19 protein-coding genes are annotated in these 17,522 nt (G+C 52.4%); 3 read left to right on the top strand and 16 right to left on the bottom strand.

All coding sequences use genetic code 11. The features are described from left to right. Positions 1–63: 63 nt before the first annotated feature. The 8 genes from INP79_RS04945 to INP79_RS04910 all read right to left on the bottom strand — a co-directional run bounded on the left by INP79_RS04945 (position 64) and on the right by INP79_RS04910 (position 6,961). Positions 64–750 carry a Bax inhibitor-1 family protein gene (locus INP79_RS04945; RefSeq protein WP_194753165.1) on the bottom strand — a complete coding sequence of 229 codons (687 nt, stop codon included), beginning with the start codon at positions 748–750 and terminating at the stop codon, positions 64–66. Between the two features lie 112 nt (positions 751–862). After that, positions 863–1,762 (bottom strand): lipid A hydroxylase LpxO, encoded by a 900-nt coding sequence (gene lpxO, locus INP79_RS04940; protein WP_194753164.1) that lies wholly within the window; start codon positions 1,760–1,762, stop codon positions 863–865. Between the two features lie 69 nt (positions 1,763–1,831). After that, positions 1,832–2,878 carry a beta-N-acetylhexosaminidase gene (gene nagZ / locus INP79_RS04935; RefSeq protein ID WP_194753163.1) on the bottom strand — a complete coding sequence of 349 codons (1,047 nt, stop codon included), beginning with the start codon at positions 2,876–2,878 and terminating at the stop codon, positions 1,832–1,834. Between the two features lie 23 nt (positions 2,879–2,901). Then, entirely contained in the window at positions 2,902–4,029 is a 1,128-nt protein-coding gene (locus INP79_RS04930; RefSeq protein WP_194753162.1) for a class I SAM-dependent methyltransferase, read from the bottom strand. Between the two features lie 39 nt (positions 4,030–4,068). After that, complete coding sequence (locus tag INP79_RS04925; RefSeq protein WP_194753161.1) at positions 4,069–4,761, bottom strand: queuosine precursor transporter; 693 nt, start codon at positions 4,759–4,761, stop codon at positions 4,069–4,071. Between the two features lie 13 nt (positions 4,762–4,774). Continuing rightward, positions 4,775–5,572 (bottom strand): ABC transporter permease, encoded by a 798-nt coding sequence (locus tag INP79_RS04920; protein ID WP_194753160.1) that lies wholly within the window; start codon positions 5,570–5,572, stop codon positions 4,775–4,777. After that, entirely contained in the window at positions 5,569–6,480 is a 912-nt protein-coding gene (nikB, locus tag INP79_RS04915) for a nickel ABC transporter permease (protein ID WP_194753159.1), read from the bottom strand. Before nikB ends, INP79_RS04920 begins: the two co-directional genes overlap by 4 nt. Beyond that, positions 6,473–6,961, bottom strand: coding sequence for a L,D-transpeptidase (locus tag INP79_RS04910; protein WP_194753158.1), 489 nt, complete (start codon positions 6,959–6,961; stop codon positions 6,473–6,475). The genes nikB and INP79_RS04910 overlap by 8 nt, the downstream gene beginning before the upstream one ends. A 133-nt stretch (positions 6,962–7,094) precedes the next feature. Between INP79_RS04910 and INP79_RS04905 the strand changes: the two genes are divergently transcribed. Then, positions 7,095–7,784 carry a VIT family protein gene (locus INP79_RS04905; RefSeq protein WP_194753157.1) on the top strand — a complete coding sequence of 230 codons (690 nt, stop codon included), beginning with the start codon at positions 7,095–7,097 and terminating at the stop codon, positions 7,782–7,784. Between the two features lie 9 nt (positions 7,785–7,793). Here the strand turns inward: INP79_RS04905 and INP79_RS04900 are convergent, their stop codons facing one another. Then, positions 7,794–9,236, bottom strand: coding sequence for an ABC transporter substrate-binding protein (locus tag INP79_RS04900; RefSeq protein WP_194753156.1), 1,443 nt, complete (start codon positions 9,234–9,236; stop codon positions 7,794–7,796). A gap of 13 nt (positions 9,237–9,249) precedes the next feature. Continuing rightward, positions 9,250–10,623 (bottom strand): 23S rRNA (uracil(1939)-C(5))-methyltransferase RlmD, encoded by a 1,374-nt coding sequence (gene rlmD, locus INP79_RS04895; protein ID WP_194753155.1) that lies wholly within the window; start codon positions 10,621–10,623, stop codon positions 9,250–9,252. Between the two features lie 67 nt (positions 10,624–10,690). On the opposite strand from rlmD, the gene INP79_RS04890 reads away from it, so the two are divergent. Then, positions 10,691–11,179 carry a hypothetical protein gene (locus tag INP79_RS04890; RefSeq protein ID WP_194753154.1) on the top strand — a complete coding sequence of 163 codons (489 nt, stop codon included), beginning with the start codon at positions 10,691–10,693 and terminating at the stop codon, positions 11,177–11,179. An 84-nt stretch (positions 11,180–11,263) separates the two neighbouring features. On the opposite strand, the gene INP79_RS04885 is transcribed toward INP79_RS04890, so the two are convergent. Further along, a complete protein-coding gene (locus INP79_RS04885) occupies positions 11,264–12,034 on the bottom strand; it encodes a 3'-5' exonuclease (protein ID WP_194753153.1) in 771 nt (256 codons plus the stop codon). Between the two features lie 311 nt (positions 12,035–12,345). Here INP79_RS04885 and INP79_RS04880 point away from each other — a divergent pair, with 311 nt between their 5' ends. Next, positions 12,346–13,023, top strand: a complete 678-nt coding sequence (locus INP79_RS04880) for a hypothetical protein (RefSeq protein WP_194753152.1) — start codon at positions 12,346–12,348, stop codon at positions 13,021–13,023. A gap of 60 nt (positions 13,024–13,083) precedes the next feature. On the opposite strand, the gene INP79_RS04875 is transcribed toward INP79_RS04880, so the two are convergent. From INP79_RS04875 to cysM, 5 genes are all read right to left on the bottom strand, one after another. After that, entirely contained in the window at positions 13,084–13,563 is a 480-nt protein-coding gene (locus INP79_RS04875; RefSeq protein WP_194740818.1) for a hypothetical protein, read from the bottom strand. Between the two features lie 181 nt (positions 13,564–13,744). Next, a complete protein-coding gene (locus tag INP79_RS04870; protein ID WP_194753151.1) occupies positions 13,745–14,224 on the bottom strand; it encodes a YdbL family protein in 480 nt (159 codons plus the stop codon). Next, positions 14,221–14,487, bottom strand: a complete 267-nt coding sequence (locus INP79_RS04865) for a hypothetical protein (RefSeq protein ID WP_370583228.1) — start codon at positions 14,485–14,487, stop codon at positions 14,221–14,223. Before INP79_RS04865 ends, INP79_RS04870 begins: the two co-directional genes overlap by 4 nt. Before the next feature lie 48 nt (positions 14,488–14,535). Continuing rightward, entirely contained in the window at positions 14,536–16,524 is a 1,989-nt protein-coding gene (locus INP79_RS04860) for a hypothetical protein (RefSeq protein ID WP_194753150.1), read from the bottom strand. After that, positions 16,524–17,417 (bottom strand): cysteine synthase CysM, encoded by an 894-nt coding sequence (cysM, locus tag INP79_RS04855; protein WP_194753149.1) that lies wholly within the window; start codon positions 17,415–17,417, stop codon positions 16,524–16,526. Before cysM ends, INP79_RS04860 begins: the two co-directional genes overlap by 1 nt. Between the last annotated feature and the right edge of the window lie 105 nt (positions 17,418–17,522).

Below are 17,522 nucleotides of genomic sequence, written 5' to 3'. Positions count from 1 at the left end.
CCCAAACGGGCCAATAAAAAACCCGCCGATTGGCGGGTTTTTTATTTGAATCTTAACCGATGCTTAGTCGCGGTTACCCAACAAAGCCAGCAAGATATTCAACAGGTTCACAAACAGGTTGTAGATATCCAGGTACAGGTTCAGGGTTGCCATCACGTAGTTAGTTTGGCCGCCACGTACGATCTGGTTCACGTCATACAAAATGTAGCCTGAGAAAATCAGTACGGAGACGCCGGAAATCGCCAGTGACAAGGCTGGAATCTGGAAGAACATATTAGCCAAACCAGCCACAATCGCCAGGATCAGGCCGATCATGAGGAACTTGCCCATACCGCTAAAATCACGTGCAGGGGAAGAACCAATCGCAGCCAAGCTGAGGAAAGTAATACCCGTGCCAGCAGCAGCCAGGCCCACAATTTCAGCACCATTACGCAAATGCAGTGCAAATTGCAGGATAGGACCCAGCATCACGCCAAACACAAAGGTCATGGCCAGCAACAACCACACGCCTACACCGCTGTTCTGGTTCACGGCAATGAGTTTAAACATACCGAACATCACGGCCATAAAACCAATGGCAAAGATAAATGGATGCGCGGCCATAAAGCCAAAATTCATTTGCATGCCGACATAAGCACCAATCACGGTTGGTACCATGCTCAAGCCGAGCAAAGCATATGTATTGCGCAGCACGCGATTTTGCGCCGCTGATACATTACTCTCGCGACCTAAAACTTGCATATCTGACATAGTGTTTCTTCCTCTCTACGATAAAACTTTATGATTTGTTAGGATTAAGATAATGGCAAACGCACAAAGTTTCAAGTTTTTCACATGACATTTGCGTGAACATTACCCTGTGCTACAACTTCCAGATGGCGTAACACACCAATGCAATCAATAGAATGCGGGTGATTTGATACACATTCTTGTTCCATTTTTTAAAGCGGCGGCGATATTGGCCGACCACCCAGGCATAGTGGAACAGGCGGTTGATCACACCCGTCTGGTCGCCTGCTTCATTCGGTGAACTGGCAGCAGTGACAATGGTGTTGGCCAAAAAGCGGTTCACCGCTTGCGCCCAGCCATAACGCATGGGGCGTTCAATATCGCAAAACAGAATCACACGCGTTTCATCGGTTTTGTTATAGGCTTCGTGGATATAAGTTTCGTCAAACATCACCGCCTGGCCGTCGCGCCAGCTATAGTCTTCGCCATCCACGCGGATAAAACACTGGTCATTGTTCGGCGTCGCCAGTCCCAAGTGAAAACGCAATGAGCCTGCATAAGGATCACGGTGCGGACGCAAATGCGCGCCCGGCGGCAATTCGGCAAACATGGCGGCTTTCACGCTAGGAATACTTTGCAGCAGCGCCACGGTTTTCGGGCAATAAATTGTGGCTGACGGGTGATGCGCGTCATACCATTTGAGGTAAAAACGCTTCCAGCCAGTTTTAAAAAATGAGTTAAACCCGGCGTCGTTATTGGTTTGTGCGGCGGCAATGCGCTCCTGCTCACGCACGTGCAAGGCCTCTTCACGAATTTCTTGCCAGCGATCTGTAATCAATTTCAACTCAGGAAATTCACTCACCGATAAATAAGGCGTGGTTGGCGCTTTTGAAAACAGGTACAAGAACACATTAAACGGCGACACGATGCCGGAATGGTCAAACACCTGGCGGTAAAAGCGATGCCGCACCTTGCCGCGAAAGTGCACATAACTTACCGATGCTAAAAACACCCCTAAAACGATCCATTTCATAGTGAATACCGATAAACGCGCATTAAAATTGATATCAATAGTTTGAAAGCTTACCGTATCGCATCACACTCAGGCAAACAAATCTGACTCTTTTTGACCGACCATAGCCACACGCTTGACCGCATCTACGTAATAGGCGGACTCACGCAAGCCAACCATATCATGTGGATGGTGTCCGCCATGCATGCGCGCCAGGCGCGCGATACTTTGTGCCGAGATTTTCCAGTCCAGGTTCACCAACAATTCATCGGCCAAGTCGGGGCGATTGCATAATAGGACCATATCGCACCCAGCATTCAATGCCGCCAAGGTACGCGCAGTCACGTCACCTGCGACAGTTGCGCCTTCCATGCTCAGGTCATCGCTGAAAATCACGCCATTAAAACCCAAGCGCTCGCGCAATACTTTCTGCAACCAGCGTGGCGAGAACCCGGCAGGCTTCTCGTCGACTTTAGGGTAGATCACATGCGCAGGCATCACTGCGTGCAAACCCTCGTCTATCATGCGCACAAAGGGCTGCATGTCGTTTTGCGCAATCTGGTCAAACTCGCGCTCATCCACCGGGATACTCACATGCGAATCCGCCACCACAAAGCCGTGACCGGGAAAATGCTTACCCACCGCAGCCATCCCAGCTTTTTTCAGGCCTTGCATCAAGCTAAAGGCCAGCTCATTAATGGCTTGCGGGTCTTTATGAAACGCGCGATCACCAATCACCAGGCTATCGCCATAATCCATGTCCAGCACCGGCGTAAAACTGAAATCCACACCATGCGCACGCAACTCAGCGCCCAGCACATAGCCTGCCTCTACCGCCAACTCTTTGGCCTTGCGTGGATTTTTATCCCAGATATGCCCAAACTCACGCATGGGTGGAATCTTGGTAAAACCCTCCCTGAAGCGTTGCACGCGACCACCTTCATGATCCACCGCAATCAGCAATGGCGGCTGACGCACGGCATGAATACTGGCGGTGAGTGCTTTAAGCTGCTCGCAGCTCTCAAAATTGCGCGCAAACAAAATCACCCCGCCGACCAGCGGATGTTGCAAACGGCGGATGTCATCAGCAGTGAGCTCTTTGCCAACCACATCCAGCATGACGGGACCTAAAGACATAACATATTCCTATTGTTCAAATTTCAAGCACATTTTAATCGATAAAGACTGGTGATTTCTTTGGCACGTGCCTCATACAAAGGGTCGGACTGATCACTGGCCTTGGCATGTTTAGGCGCGATATCCAGCTTTTCAACAACCTGCAAACCCGCCTCATCAATCCAAGTGGTCAATGCCTCAGGCCGACGCAAGCCAATATGCTCGGCTAAATCCGACATCACCAGCCATGCCTCGCCATTGGGAGTTAAATGTGTTTTCAAACCACTTAAAAACCCTTTCAGCATACGACTATCCGGGTCATACACTGCATGCTCAATCGGCGCATTGGCCTTCGCGGGCAACCAGGGGGGGTTACAGACGATCAGGTCAGCTTGCCCTTCCGGGAACAAATCGGCTGGCAGGACCTGAATATTGGTTTGCATATTCAAGCGTTGCACATTCTCTGCAGCACACGCTAATGCGCGTGGATTATTGTCTGTGGCAAGCACCTGTTTCACGCCGCGTGCCACCAAAATGGCCGCAATCACCCCCGTACCAGTACCGATATCCCAGGCAATTTGCGGGCTGTTAAGAGGGGCCTGATCTATGAGATCAAGATACTCACCACGCACAGGAGAATACACCCCGTAATAAGCGTGGATACTGGCATTGAGCGCATGAACCTGCACGCCTTTTTTACGCCATTCATGCGCACCCACCATGCCCAGCAACTCACGCAATGAAAGCACCAGCCTTGCGGGCAGTTTGTCGGTTTTTTCGTCCACAATCAACGCGCCTTGCACCGCAGCTTTCACATCAGGGGCGCGAGGCAAATCGCAATCGCCGTGCTTGAGTTCAATCAATACTTTATTTGTGATATTGGCACGGCCAATCTGGCGCGCGCGATGCTGATGAAAAGCTTCGAGCATGGTCGCTGCAGGTTTAACCGGTTTGCGGTCGACGCGGCGCGTAATGGCCTGCAACAATTGTTTGGCATTTTGAAAGTCGCCGCGATAGAGCAAAGCCGTGCCCTCGCAAGCCAGGCGGTACGCCTCATCCGCTTTGGTCGTATCATCCGCAATCACCACCGCTTTCGGCGGTGGGTTACCTGCTTCAGATTGCCAGTCAGCGGCTTGCGTCTTTTTTTGTTCGTACCAGTTAATCAGGTTCAATGGGGTTCCGATAATGAGAGATTGTTAAATGTGGCCAGTTTAAAGCTTAAACGGGCTAAAGTCGGTGTATATATCGTAATAATCTTCATTCTCAGCGCGTTTGAGAAAAGCGACTATTTTGTAGGTCACGGGCGTGAAGGCGACCTCTACCAATAATTTGGCGGTAAATTGCGCCAGCACGATTTGCGGCATCATGGCATCCGGGAATTCGCCTGAGCCATAAAAAGCCAGTGGGAAAAACAGGACGGTATCAACCGCTTCGCCGAAAATGGTCGACCCTATGGTGCGGCTCCACAACCAGCGACCCCGGGTGAGGATTTTCATTTTGGCCAACACGAACGAATTGACAAACTCGCCTGCCGCAAAGGACACCAATGAGGCTATGGCAATGCGCGCCGTGGAACCAAACACGGACTGATAAGCGGCCTGATCATGCCACTCTGGCGCTGGCGGCAGTGCGACGATGACCCAGGCCATGAGGCTGGCAAAAGCCAGGCAGATAAAGCCAGTCCAGATCACGCGGCGTGAGGCAGCGTAGCCATAGACCTCGGTCAGGATGTCGCCAAAAATAAAGCTGATGGGGAAAAACATGATACCGGCGCCAAAGGTCAGTGCACCCAGTAACGGCACATGTATCTCGGTAATTTTGCCGGGACCAATAATGTTGGAACAGACCAGCACCACGGCAAAAGCTGCCATGATCAGGTCGTAATACCGATACTGTTTTTTCATGCGCGCCTTTTTATCATCCTCTTGCCTCGCTACGTACATCCAGTTTGTCACGCAGCACGTCACCACCCAGGTTAATGGCGAGGATCAAACTCATCATGCATACGCCGACAGTGAGCACATAATGTGGTGCCACCAGCATAAAGCGCACAGCGTCACGCAACATGGCGCCCCACGAGGCATCGGGCGCCTGTATGCCCAGGCCGAGAAACGACAATGACGCTTCGGCAATCATCACACTGGCCATGCTATAAGCTGCTTCTACCAGCAAAATGGAAATCAGCAATGGCAAGATATGCAGCAACATTACGCGCATGCTACTCGCCCCCAGGGACTCGGCGGCCAGCACATGCAGGCGTTGCCGTAACGCCAGTGCCTGACCACGCGACAACCTGGCATAAGTGACCCAACCAGTCAGGCATAATGCAAGAATCAGGTTGTTGATTCCTGCTCCCAGCACGGCTGCAAATGCAATCGCGAGCAACATACCGGGGAATGCCAGAAAAATATTGGTGACTTGCATCAGCGCATGATCCAGCCTGCCGCCTTTATACCCGGCCACCAGGCCTATGCTCAGGCCTATGGTCATGGTCACGGCTGTCACTACCACTGTGACCAGGAAGGAAACCTCCACCCCGCGAATCACGCGCGCCAGAATATCGCGCCCCAGATCATCAGTGCCCAGCCAGTGTTGCAGGCTAGGCCATTGCAGAATGGCATTGAGGTCAATCTGGTTGGGATTCAAGCCAATCGCATGGCCCAGCATCACGACCAGCAGCCAAAACCCCAGGGTGAGCAACGCAAAAGTTTTCATTGCGTGCCCCGCGTGCGCGGATCCAGCCAGCGATACACCACGTCTGTCGCCTGGTTAATCAGTACATAGCTCAACGCCACCACCAGCACACAGGCCTGCGTCACCGGGTAATCGCGCTTTTCTATGCTGTCTACCAGCAAACGGCCGATACCGTTCCAACTGAAAATGGTTTCAGTAATCACAGCGCCTGCCAGCAAACTGCCCATTTGCAAACCAACAATGGTCACTAGCGGTAATAAAGCCGCTCGTAAGGCGTGTTTGAGCAACACTTGCCGTTCGCTGAGGCCTTTGGCGCGGGCGGTACGGATGTAGTCTTCATTCAGCACCTCGAGCAGGCTGGTACGGGTCATGCGCGTCAAAATGGCGCTTAAGCCCAGCCCCAGTGTCATCGCTGGCAACACGATGCTGGTAGCGTTCGCCATGCCACTCACCGGCAGCCAACCCAGCCACACTGCGAATACCAGCATCAGCACCGGGCCCAGCCAGAACGCGGGCATGGCGGCCAGGCGGATGCTCAACATGGTGATCATCACATCTTGCCAGTGCCCGGCTTTAAGCGCAGACCAGATGCCCAATGGAATACCGATAGACAGCCCTATCGCTAATGCAACCACGGCCAGTAATAACGTGGCCGGGTAAGCCTGCCATAACAGTTGCGAGATTGGGGTTTGGGTATGGATAGAGGCGCCAAAATCGCCATGCAGCAGATGCATCACATACTGGCCGAATTGCACCAGCACAGGTTGATCCAGCCCCAGTTGTGCTTTCAGTGCAGTGCGGTCAGCCGCGCTGGCAGACTCGCCCAGCATGACATCGACCGGGTCGCCCGGCACTAGATGCAACAAGGCGAAGGTCAGGCATAGCACCCCGAAGACCACGGGCAATAGTGTGGCAAAGCGCTTAATCATCCGCCTCGCAAATGTTAACGGTGGTACCGACGGGCACCTGCTCGAACAACTCGATCAGGTCCGCATTGCGCATGCGCACGCAGCCATGCGAACCAGGGACGCCCAACTGGGTCGCGTCTGGCGTGCCGTGGATATAGATATAGCGTTGCATGGTATCAACATTACCCAGGCGGTTTTTGCCGGGCTCAGTACCGCTCAGCCAAAGAATGCGGGTTAAAATCCAGTCGCGGTCAGGGAACTGCAACTTTAAATCTGGCGTAAATATTTCACCGGTAGCGCGCCTGCCGACAAACACTGTATTTTCAGCCGCCCCGCCACCGATTTTGGCACGAATAATATGTGCGCCCAGTGGTGTACAACCACTGTTTTTGACGCAACCTACGCCATTGGCTGCCGTCGAGACGGCGTAGCGCGTGACTTGCCCACCATTGTCGTCAAACAGTGTCAGCGTTTGCGCCGGAATAGAAATCTCAATATGCATAACCATTATTCTAAGCGATTTGCCCGTGATAGACGGAGATTTGATGCAACACGGTCTCTGGCAATAAAAATTCTATTAAAATCCGATTCACTCGCTTAGTTATTTTATTCATCTTTAGACTCAGGGCAATCGCATGGCACATCACGAATTACATTTTTTACAACGCAGCGGCTGGTTGCGCGCGGCCGTGTTAGGGGCTAACGATGGCATTATTTCTACCGCCAGCCTGCTGATGGGCGTGGCTGCCGCAGGGGCCAGCCACCAGGCCTTGCTGACGACTGGCGTCGCTGGGCTGGTGGCTGGCGCGCTATCCATGGCCGCAGGTGAATATGTGTCAGTGAGTTCACAAACGGATATCGAGCAGGCAGACCTCGCACGTGAAGCCGAAGAGTTAAAGGAAAATCCGGAAAGCGAACTGCGTGAGCTGACTGGTATTTATATCCAGCGAGGCTTATCGCCTGAGTTGGCCCAGCAAGTGGCGCAAGCGCTATCACAACATGATTCTTTGTCTGCGCATGCACGTGATGAGCTGGGCTTGCACGATATCAACCAGGCGCAACCACTACAGGCTGCGCTGGCCTCAGCGCTGGCCTTTGCCAGTGGTGCCATCTTGCCACTGATCACGGCCTGGCTGGCACCGCATGCACAAGCACAATCCTGGTTAACCGTGAGCACCCTGCCATTTCTAGCCTTATTGGGAATCGTGGCTGCGCGCACTGGTGGCGCCAGCATCGTGAAAAGTGTCAGTCGTGTCGTCGTTTGGGGCGCACTCGCCATGGCAGCCACGACACTGATCGGTCACTGGTTTGGCGTCAACCCGTGAGGGTGAACATTATTCTTTGATCGGCTTAAAAACCACTTGTGACAGACCATCCAGATTGCCATCTGCCATCGGCTGATAAGCCGCAATAGTATCGCGGTAAGCAACAAACTGCCCCTCATACCATAGCGGGATCACTGGCAATTGGCTATGAATGCGCTGCGTCACCGCTGGCCAATCCTCTTTTTCCAACAGTTGATCCAGCATGCCATCCTGATAGCGGCCACGGTTAAACCCTTGTGGCGGCAAACTGTGAGAAGCAAATACCTGGCTGTAAATCTCCGGTGTTTTAATGCCAACCCAGGTCAGGCCATACAACTGAAAATTACCTTTTTGCACATCGGCAAAAAAGGTGCCCCAATCCAGGCTCTTGATTTGCAGGTCGATGCCCGCCTCCTGCATTTGCGCTTGCAAAATCGTCGCTAGCCGCACGCGCTGCGGATCGGTGCTGGTTTTATAAGTCAGCGTCAGTGGCAACTTAATGCCTGCAGATTGCAATAATTGCCTGGCCAGTGCCGGTTGATAAGGGTACGGCTGCAAAGCCGCATTGCCAGCATAATGCTCAGGCGGCAACAGCGCACTGGCCTGGCGGCTATGGCTGACCATGACTTTATCAATAATCGCCTGGGTATCAATCGCATAGGCAATCGCGCGCCTGACCCGCACATCACGCAGAAAATCGGCCTGCACATTCAAACCAAGATAAGAGTAATTAGCACCTACCCCAGTTTTCACCGTGACATTAGGTTGTTTCTGCAGATATTTGACCAGCTCTGGCGGCAAGTCGCCCTGAATCAAATCAGCCTCGCCGCGTTTGAGTTTGAGCACCCGCACATTGGGGTCTTTCACTTCGTCAAAACGCACTTTAAGGCCATCACTTAAGCGCTGCAACTGCAATACCGATTGCCAACGATCCAGTTTAAATGGCCCGCTCCCTACCGGCGCATGGCCAAAGTCATGTCCGGCCGCAATCAGCCGTGCGGGCAAAATACCAACCATCAAACGCGCAGCAAAGTGCGGATCCGGGCGGCTGAGTTCAAAATCGATGGTGTTGGCATCCAGCGTTGTAATCTGCTGGATATGCTTGAATTCCGCCGTGTGCGGTGAGTCCTTGAGTTGCAACAGGCTATCGTAAGTCGCTTTCACATCCGCAGCCGTCAGCGGCTGGCCATCGTGGAATGTGGCAGGCTGGTACAACTGAAAGCGGTAATGCGTCGCATCGCGCATCTGCCAGGTCGCCAGCCCAGGCACTTCGCGCGAGCGGCTATCAAACTCCACCAGGCGCTGGTAAAGCAAGCGATTGATACGCTCGGAAGCCGCATCCGTCGCATAACGCGGATCCAAATTCACCGGCGCCTGCGCCACAGCAAACACCAACGAACGCGGCTCGTTCGACGGCTGGCAACCAGTCAACGCCCACGCTAGCAGCACTCCCGGCAATAACCGGCCTAACATGCTGCCCATCACCTTAAATCTTCTCAAAAATCGCGATAGATTCAACATGCGCCGTATGCGGGAACATGTTCATCACGCCAGCCGCTTGCAAACGATAGCCTTTGGACTGCGTCAGGATTGCCGCATCACGCGCCAGCGTCGCCGGGTTACAGGAGACGTAGACAATACGTGATGGCGCATGGCCAGCGTTGGCATCTTCTGCATCTGGCAGGGACTTGATCAACTCAATCGCACCATCACGCGGCGGATCCACCAGCCACTTGTCAAACGCGCCCAGCGACTGCAATGACTCCGGCGTCATATCGAACAAATCAGATTCAGCAAATTCAACATTGCTGACACCATTGAGCTGTGCATTTTCCACGGCGCGCTTCACCAACGCTTGCGACCCTTCCACGCCATAAACGCTGGCCCCGCTGCGTGCAATCGGCAGCGTAAAGTTGCCCAAGCCGCAGAAAAAGTCAGCAATGCGCTCACCGGCTTGCGGCTGCAACAACTGCATGGCACGGCGTATCATGACGCGGTTAATCGCCGGGTTGACCTGGGTAAACTCAATCGGGCTAAACGGGTATTGCAAGTTAAATTCGGGCAGGCTGTAATGCAACATGCCATCATGTGCGAACAAGGGCTTCACCGTATCTGGGCCTTTGCTTTGCGTCCACACCTGGACACTGTGCGTTTCTTCAAAGGTTTGCAGCAAGGCGATATCCGCATCGGTCAGTGCTTCCATAATGCGGAACACCAATACAGTCGCATCTTCACCAACGGCCAACTCAATCTGCGGGACGGACTGCTTGATAGACAACTGGCCGATCAGTGCTTTCAACGGCACAATCAGGTCGGACACTGGCTGTGTCAGCACTTCACAGCTATCCATAAAAGTCACATAACTGGTGCCTTTTTCATTAAAGCCAACCAGCACGCCGCCCTTTTTCTCCACATAACGCACCCGCAAGCGAGCCTTGTGACGATAATGCCATGGCGTGCCCTGAATCGGCGGCAGGATTTTCTCGGCACGCACACGGCCGATATGCCATAAATCAGCCTCCAGCATGCGCTGTTTGGCCGCCACTTGCGCGGAAAACTCCAGATGCTGCATGGCGCAACCACCACAAGTGCCAAAATAGGCACAACCTGGCGTCACACGCTGGCTGGACTGTTTCAACACCTCGACCGTCGTCGCCAACTCATAGGTCGCCTTGACATGATGCGAGACAAACTTCACCTCTTCAAACGGCAATGCACCTTCGATGAAAATGACTTTGCCGTCGACGTGGGTGACCCCGCGACCTTCCTGGTCGAGGGATTCAATGGTGGCAATGCGGGGAATCTGCGCGGCCCTGGCGGCAGACGACAGGTTAGACGATCTTTGACGGTTATTTCTCATAACCTGTTATTTTACCTGAATTGAGCATACAATCACCCAGCAAACCAATCAAAATAAGGAGTCTGTGATGCTTAAACAATGGCGCTTAACCACGACACTGGTGGTAGCACTTTTTTCATCGTCCTTCTGCTTCGCTGACGAAGTGGCCATTCAGCAAGAGGCCCACGGCGTGGACTATGTCACTGGTGGCATAGGCTCAGAAGAAGTCGACGCCATGGAGTCCTTTAAAAAGCAATTCAATCTGTATTTCCTGTTTTCAGAAGGTAAAGTCGGCCGCGTGATTGATGACATTAACATCAGCATCGTCGATAGCAAAAACCAGACGGTATTTACGCTGGAGCACGCTGCGCCCAGGTTGTTACTAAACCTGCCTAGCGGCAAATACCAGGCCATTGCCAGTTATCTTGGCAGCGAGCAACGTTATCGCTTTACGCATGACGCTAAAAAGCACCAACGCGTGATCCTGAACTGGAAAAACAAGATTGATGAAGATACTGTAGAACCCACAGTAGAAGATGCTGCAGCACCAGAAGTGCCTGCCACTGAGACGCCTTAAAACCCTTAACCGTCGATAAACGCCATCAAGGGTTTATCGACGGTAATATAAGATGTTAGATATCGCCAAACCAGGCGTTTAACCTCAAGCCCAGGCAGCCATAAACTGTTGCCAGTGCTCACCGCCGTAACCGGATAAGGTCTCGCGTACCAACTGGATTTCTGCGGCATAGTTGGCCTCATTCAAGTGACCGCGCATTTTGAGAAAGCGCAAATAAACAAGGTGCGTGTTGGCGACGTCCGTTTCGCAATAATCACGTATCGCTTTCACCTCTCCGTTCAAATAAGCCTGCCACACCTTGCTGCCATCCATGCCCAATTTACCGGGGAAGCCGCATAACTGCGCCATTTGATCCAGCGGCGCATTGGCGCGGCCGCTATACATAGCTAACACATCCATTAAATCCAGATGCCTCATGTGGTAGCGACTAATATAGTTATTCCATTTGAAATCTTTGTCATCCTCACCCAGATCCCAATAACGTGGCGCGGCGATGCCGTGCACCATGGCGCGGTAATGCAGCACAGGCAAGTCAAAGCCACCGCCATTCCAGCTCACCAGGTTAGGCGTGTATTTTTCTATGCCATCGAAAAAGCGCTGGATAATTTCCGCCTCACTCGACTGCTCATCGCCTAGCGTCCATACGCGAAACTGGCTGCCCTCGCGCAAAGCGCAAGAAATCGCACATACACGCTGCAAATGATGTGGCAGGAAATCAGTCCCATTCTGCTGACGACGTTGGTGAAAAGCAATATTCGCCACATCCGCATCGCTCAAACTGGCTGGCAGGTCATGTAACTGACGTATTCCATCCACATCGGGGATAGTTTCAATATCAAACACCAAACTTAGCATGTGTGCATCCGTAAAAAAATTGCTTTTTAAAATAGCACAGCACCCTTGCTTACACCAGAAAACCTTGTTTTTCACGCATCGTGTGTATACAAACCCCATCAAATGTATCAATTGATACAATTCGTCGCCATTTGTATCAATTGATACATTTAAATATATGATTTATAAAGACTTTTTGTGTTTTTTCAAGCAATCAAAAAATAACACTCCGCTTTAATCTGGCACTGTTCAGTCAACACGATGGATTGCGAGCAATCACATCAGCCCTGAACCTTAAACACTTACGGATTAAAATTAACGGAGCTCTCATCATGACATCTATCAGTTCATTAGGCAGTAGCAGCAGTATTCAATCGTTTTCGCAGGTGGGTCAACGCAACGGCATGCAACCTCCACCGCCACCACCGGATGGCGAAGGTCAGGGTAAAGATGGTGGTGGCTTACTGGGCGCTATTGACTCGGCATTAAAAAGTGCGGGCATTGAAGGTGGCCTGGAGTCTATTTTCGGGCAGTCCGGCACCAGCAGTACAAGTACGAGCACCAGCGCAGACAGTGCGGACACGTCTACCAGCAGCGATAGCACAACCGATGCCGCCAGTGCGTTGAATAGCTTTTTACAAAACCTGATCAGTGCCTTGCAGTCACAAGGCACAGCCGACACCAGCAGCACAGAGAATAGCGAAAGTGAAACAGAAGCGACGAGTGCGGCACAAGGAATGCCTCCGCCACCGCCTTATGGTGATCATGGCATGGAATCAAAATTGCAAAGCCTGATTGCTTCTTTGAGCAGTGACAGCACGGCCGACAGCACAAGCACGGATACTAGTTCAGATGGCGCCTCCAGCGACCTGCAAAGCAGCTTTCAGTCACTCGTGAGCGCACTGGGCGGAAGCAGCGACAATGCCAGCCTGAGTGGTTTCCTGCAAGCGTTATCAAGCAGCATGCAACACCGCGGCCCGACGGGCAATGTGGTCAGCACCACCGCGTAATACGGCAGACCTCTCGAAAGCAGCTACCACCAGCGTGTGGTAGTTGCTGCAGGCGATAGTTTAGGCAAACTCCAACTGCAGGATATCGGTTTCGGAATCTTCTTCCAGCCACTCCGCAGGCGCCTTATGCAAGCGAATAGGCGTTTGCATTTCTTCACCATCAAACGTCAGAATCGCATAACTGACATCATGCGGCTCCTCCATCGGCGTGAACTTGGCAAACCCGAAGTCGGCATTACGCATGACTTGCCAGGCACCATAGGGCTCTGCATATTCAGCTTTGGAAAAATAATGAGCGATTTGCTTATCGGTCGCAGATTTAAGTGCGCAGTCCTCAGCGCGTGACATCACTGACCAGCGGTAATCCAGGCCATCGGCAATCGGCTGCAATTGCATCAGATACCAATGCACATTTTCACGCACCAGCTGTATCAAGGAACGTACACGGCCAGTATGGTGATTAAGGATGTAATAAATCCCCAAATCCTGCTGATGAATACTTTCACCCAAGCGAGGGAGAACGAAAAGATTAGTTGCCACAACGGACTCCTTTCATCGGAACATGCACTTAGATTGTATGCAATGACCATGCCTGAAACTGAAAGCCGATGCTTTTACTGCGTTGTTTATCGAATTGCCATAGCAGACAATCGCTGTGCATCAGGCAAGCCACTCCAGGACTCAACACTCCCAATATCAGCCAAGCTGTTGTTTTACCAGCCTATTTACGTACCCACTGTCCATCGCGCTGCACAAACCAGCCAGCTTGCGCTTTATCCACCCAGCGCTGGGCAAATGTACGCTGTATCTCGCCTTCCCATTCAGGGTGACCATTTGCGGCAGCCATGCCCTGATATAACCTGGCGCGGTCAGCGTTTTCATCTTTGACCAGTGCGGTCAACGCACTACGTTGGGACAATGGCACCAAACCGGCCTCTTTTACCGCAACAAAACCGTCTGCGGTCAAACCCACTGCGCCAGACTGGTAGTGCGGCAGTAACTGTAGATGACGGCTCTGCATACTAGCTTTGACTGCCGCAACCGCGGGGGTATTCACATCCAGGTCGGCCGCAGCATAGGCTGGCAACGTCGCAAAAAACATCGCCAAGCAGCCAAAAACCGCACCGATCTTCAAAGTCTGATAACCCTGGTGCAGAAATAGTTGCAACAGACGTGAACAATTATGTAGCAATATCATCATGGGACTGACTCCGGATTCACGGTCGGCGTTACCGGTGTTGCAGACGGGGTCACCGGGGTGGCAGTCGGCGCAGAATGCCGGCTCGACGCCGGGGATTGTCCGGCAGGCACCTGCCAGATTTCGTCTATGACTTTGTCCGCTGCTTTTTCTGCAGCGGCGGCCGGAAAGTAGATATTAATGGTGACACAAGCGCTCAAGCCCGTGGCCGACAGTACCAATAACCCCGTACGCATCCAGCCCTGTTTCATTAAAGTCAGGTTCAATCTGCTTCCTTTCTGACAACCGTTTTGTGCTTCATCATAGATGCAAGTTTAATCGATAATGATTTTACTATTGCTATCCGTCACGCGCTGCATGCGCCCCAACACGTCTTTCCAGCTGACATATTGTGTATAGCCATTGACGTTGACCGACGGCACACTCTTGCCTTTGACGATCACAAAGCCATCCGGCAAGGGTTCAACACCGCCCATTTTGCAAATATCACCGCGCAATTGACAACTCAAGCCGATTTTTTCATAGCCGAATTCTTTAAAAAAGCGCAAAAAGGTACGTTGCAAAGCCGCCGCCGTGCCCTCCCCGCCCAACGCCGTGATGTTTTCTACCGCACGTTGCGAGATTTTTTTCTCAAACGGGCCGTCGGCCGTACGCACAAACGCATCCATGGACACCGGTTTCCAGTTTTGCAGGCGCAAATCTTTGATGTCGCCTTCGAGTTTGCCACTGATAGAGCCAAAATTAAACGTGCGCGTGATTTCACCTAGGTCAATCTCACGCATGGTGAAATTGGCATGTAACTTGGGCACCGCGCCCAAAGGGTCATCAATATCCAGGTCAGACATGCCCACCATGCCATTAAACAGTTTGAATTGCATATCGCCCATCATGCGTAGCTCATGGTTAGCGTAAGTCACCAGCGGGATCGTGCCAGCGATCTGGCCACGCATAAGCGGCCAATCCAGCGCCTGACTAAAACTGGACATACTGATCGGCTGCAAGTCCATTTTGACATGCCAGACCATGCTTTGATTGATCCAGGCCGCGGAAACATCCTGAAAGTCCAGGCCACCATCCAGGATAGGCAACTGTAACCGTGGTGCGGTAATCGAAAAACGGTCGACCTCAGCTTGCCAGCGGGTTTCTCCCAGGGGGATCTTTAAAATATGGCCAGACTGGTAGCCCATGGCAATCTGCTTGGGGTGATCATAATCCCAGGGAATATCGGCATTAAAGTGGCTAAAGCCGAATTTACCCGCCTGGTCTTCTACACTGGCATCAGTGATATTGAGGTGGAACTTGAGCGGCTGCAAGCCTTTGGCCTCAAACGACCAGTCAGCCTTACCGGACACATTCAAGTGGCCAAACGCCGAGTGTGGAATCAGTGGCTGGATAAACGCCTGGTAGACACCGTTAAAATCCACGTCTTTGGCATCGACCTTTAAAAATTCAAATGCTTTGCTGACGAGGTTGATGCGGCTTTGGCTATGCAAGGTACCCACCCCTTGCAACTCCAGCGTGGCCTGTTCAATATCGACCGTGGGTTGGTGGTAAAAGCCACGAATCTCAAACCGTTTGTTGCCATCGGCAAAATAAAACGGCTGCCAGAACAACTCACCCTGCTGCCATTGAAATACGCCCTGCCAGCGCCAGCCGCCTGCTTGCTCGTGCGCAGACAGATTCACTTTTCCGGTCAATTTATCGCCTGCATGCAAGCCGGAAGCATCACTAAAACGGGCCTCGCGAACCGCCAACTCCAGGTCGACTCCTCTGGCTGCGGGGCCGGCTTTGCCCTGTTCCTTCCACGTGGGTGTGACCAGCACATTGAACGGCACATGCGAACGCACATCTTGATACAGGCCATCTTCGCAACGCCAGGTTTGACTCGCTGCCTGTGCAGGCACCTGGCAATTGAGGTGAAAGGTGCCCCATACGTTGTCCTGCAAGGCTTTGACCTCGGCATAAAAAGACAATACAGGCTGGCGGGTTTGTGGCCGCAAATCAAGAAATATCCTCGGCTGGCGCACCTGGTAAGGTTGCATGTGCAACTGGTCAGAAGTCACCAGCAGCGTTGGCCGCGCGCCCATATCCAGCCGGATATTAGGGTTATCCAGGCGTGCATCGCCAAGTTGCAAACGATCAGCATGCACTTGCACCTGCTGCTGGGCGTGCAAATTGACCACCGCATGCGGTTTATCGAGCTGGAACAGGTCGCTGGAAATACTGTCCGCGCTGAGGCTGATCTCGGTCATGGCGCACAGATGCGCTGACCAGAGCAACAGCATCAGCCCGCAGATGCGCATCAGCCTGGAAACACTCCGGTAGACAAGTAGCGGTCACCACGGTCGCAGACGATGGTGACAATCACGGCATTATTGACTTCTTTAGACAGCTGCAAGGCCGTGTATAAAGCGCCGCCACTGGAAATACCGGCAAAAATACCTTCTGTGTTAGCCAGCTTGCGTGTGGTGTCTTCCGCATGCTTCTGGCTCACATAACGTAGCTCATCAATACGCTTGGCATCAAAAATGGAGGGCATATATTCTTCCGGCCATTTGCGGATACCCGGGATTTGCGCCCCTTCTTCAGGTTGCACACCGATGATCTGGATATCCGGATTTTGTTCCTTGAGGTAGCGCGAAGTCCCCATAATGGTCCCCGTTGTACCCATGCTGGACACAAAATGCGTGACTTTACCCGCTGTATCGCGCCAGATTTCAGGGCCGGTGCCTTCATAATGGGCCAGCGGATTATCTGAATTGCCAAACTGGTCGAGTACGATGCCTTCCCCCTCGGCCTGTAACTTCATCGCTACATCACGCGCCAGCTCCATACTGCCGTCTTTAGGGGTTAACACCAGCTCGGCACCATAGGCCTTCATGCTTTGCCTGCGTTCGATGGACTGGTTCTCTGGCATCACCAACACCATTTTATAACCGCGCATGGCGGCCACCATGGCTAACGCAATCCCCGTATTGCCGCTGGTGGCTTCAATCAGGGTATCTCCCGGTTTGATCTGACCACGCTGTTCGGCGCGCAAAATCATGCTGTAGGCAGGCCTATCCTTGACTGAACCAGCTGGATTGTTACCTTCCAGTTTGAGCAGGATGGTATTGCTCGGATTAGGGTTCATGCGCTGCAAAGCGACCAGTGGCGTATTGCCGACAAAGTCATCCAAAGTTTTATATGGTTTCATAACAGACCGATGTTTGTTGTTTTCCAGACGGAACGGGGCCTGGTGCCCAAAATATTCTGAATTGAATCGCGTAAAAGTAATACCCGCAGATACTTAATATATGTA

Source organism: Methylophilus sp. QUAN (assembly GCF_015354445.1).
In the GTDB taxonomy this organism is placed as follows: domain Bacteria; phylum Pseudomonadota; class Gammaproteobacteria; order Burkholderiales; family Methylophilaceae; genus Methylophilus.
The sequence above is the reverse complement of the archived record's forward strand: the minus strand, read 5'-3'. Positions and strand labels throughout refer to the sequence as shown.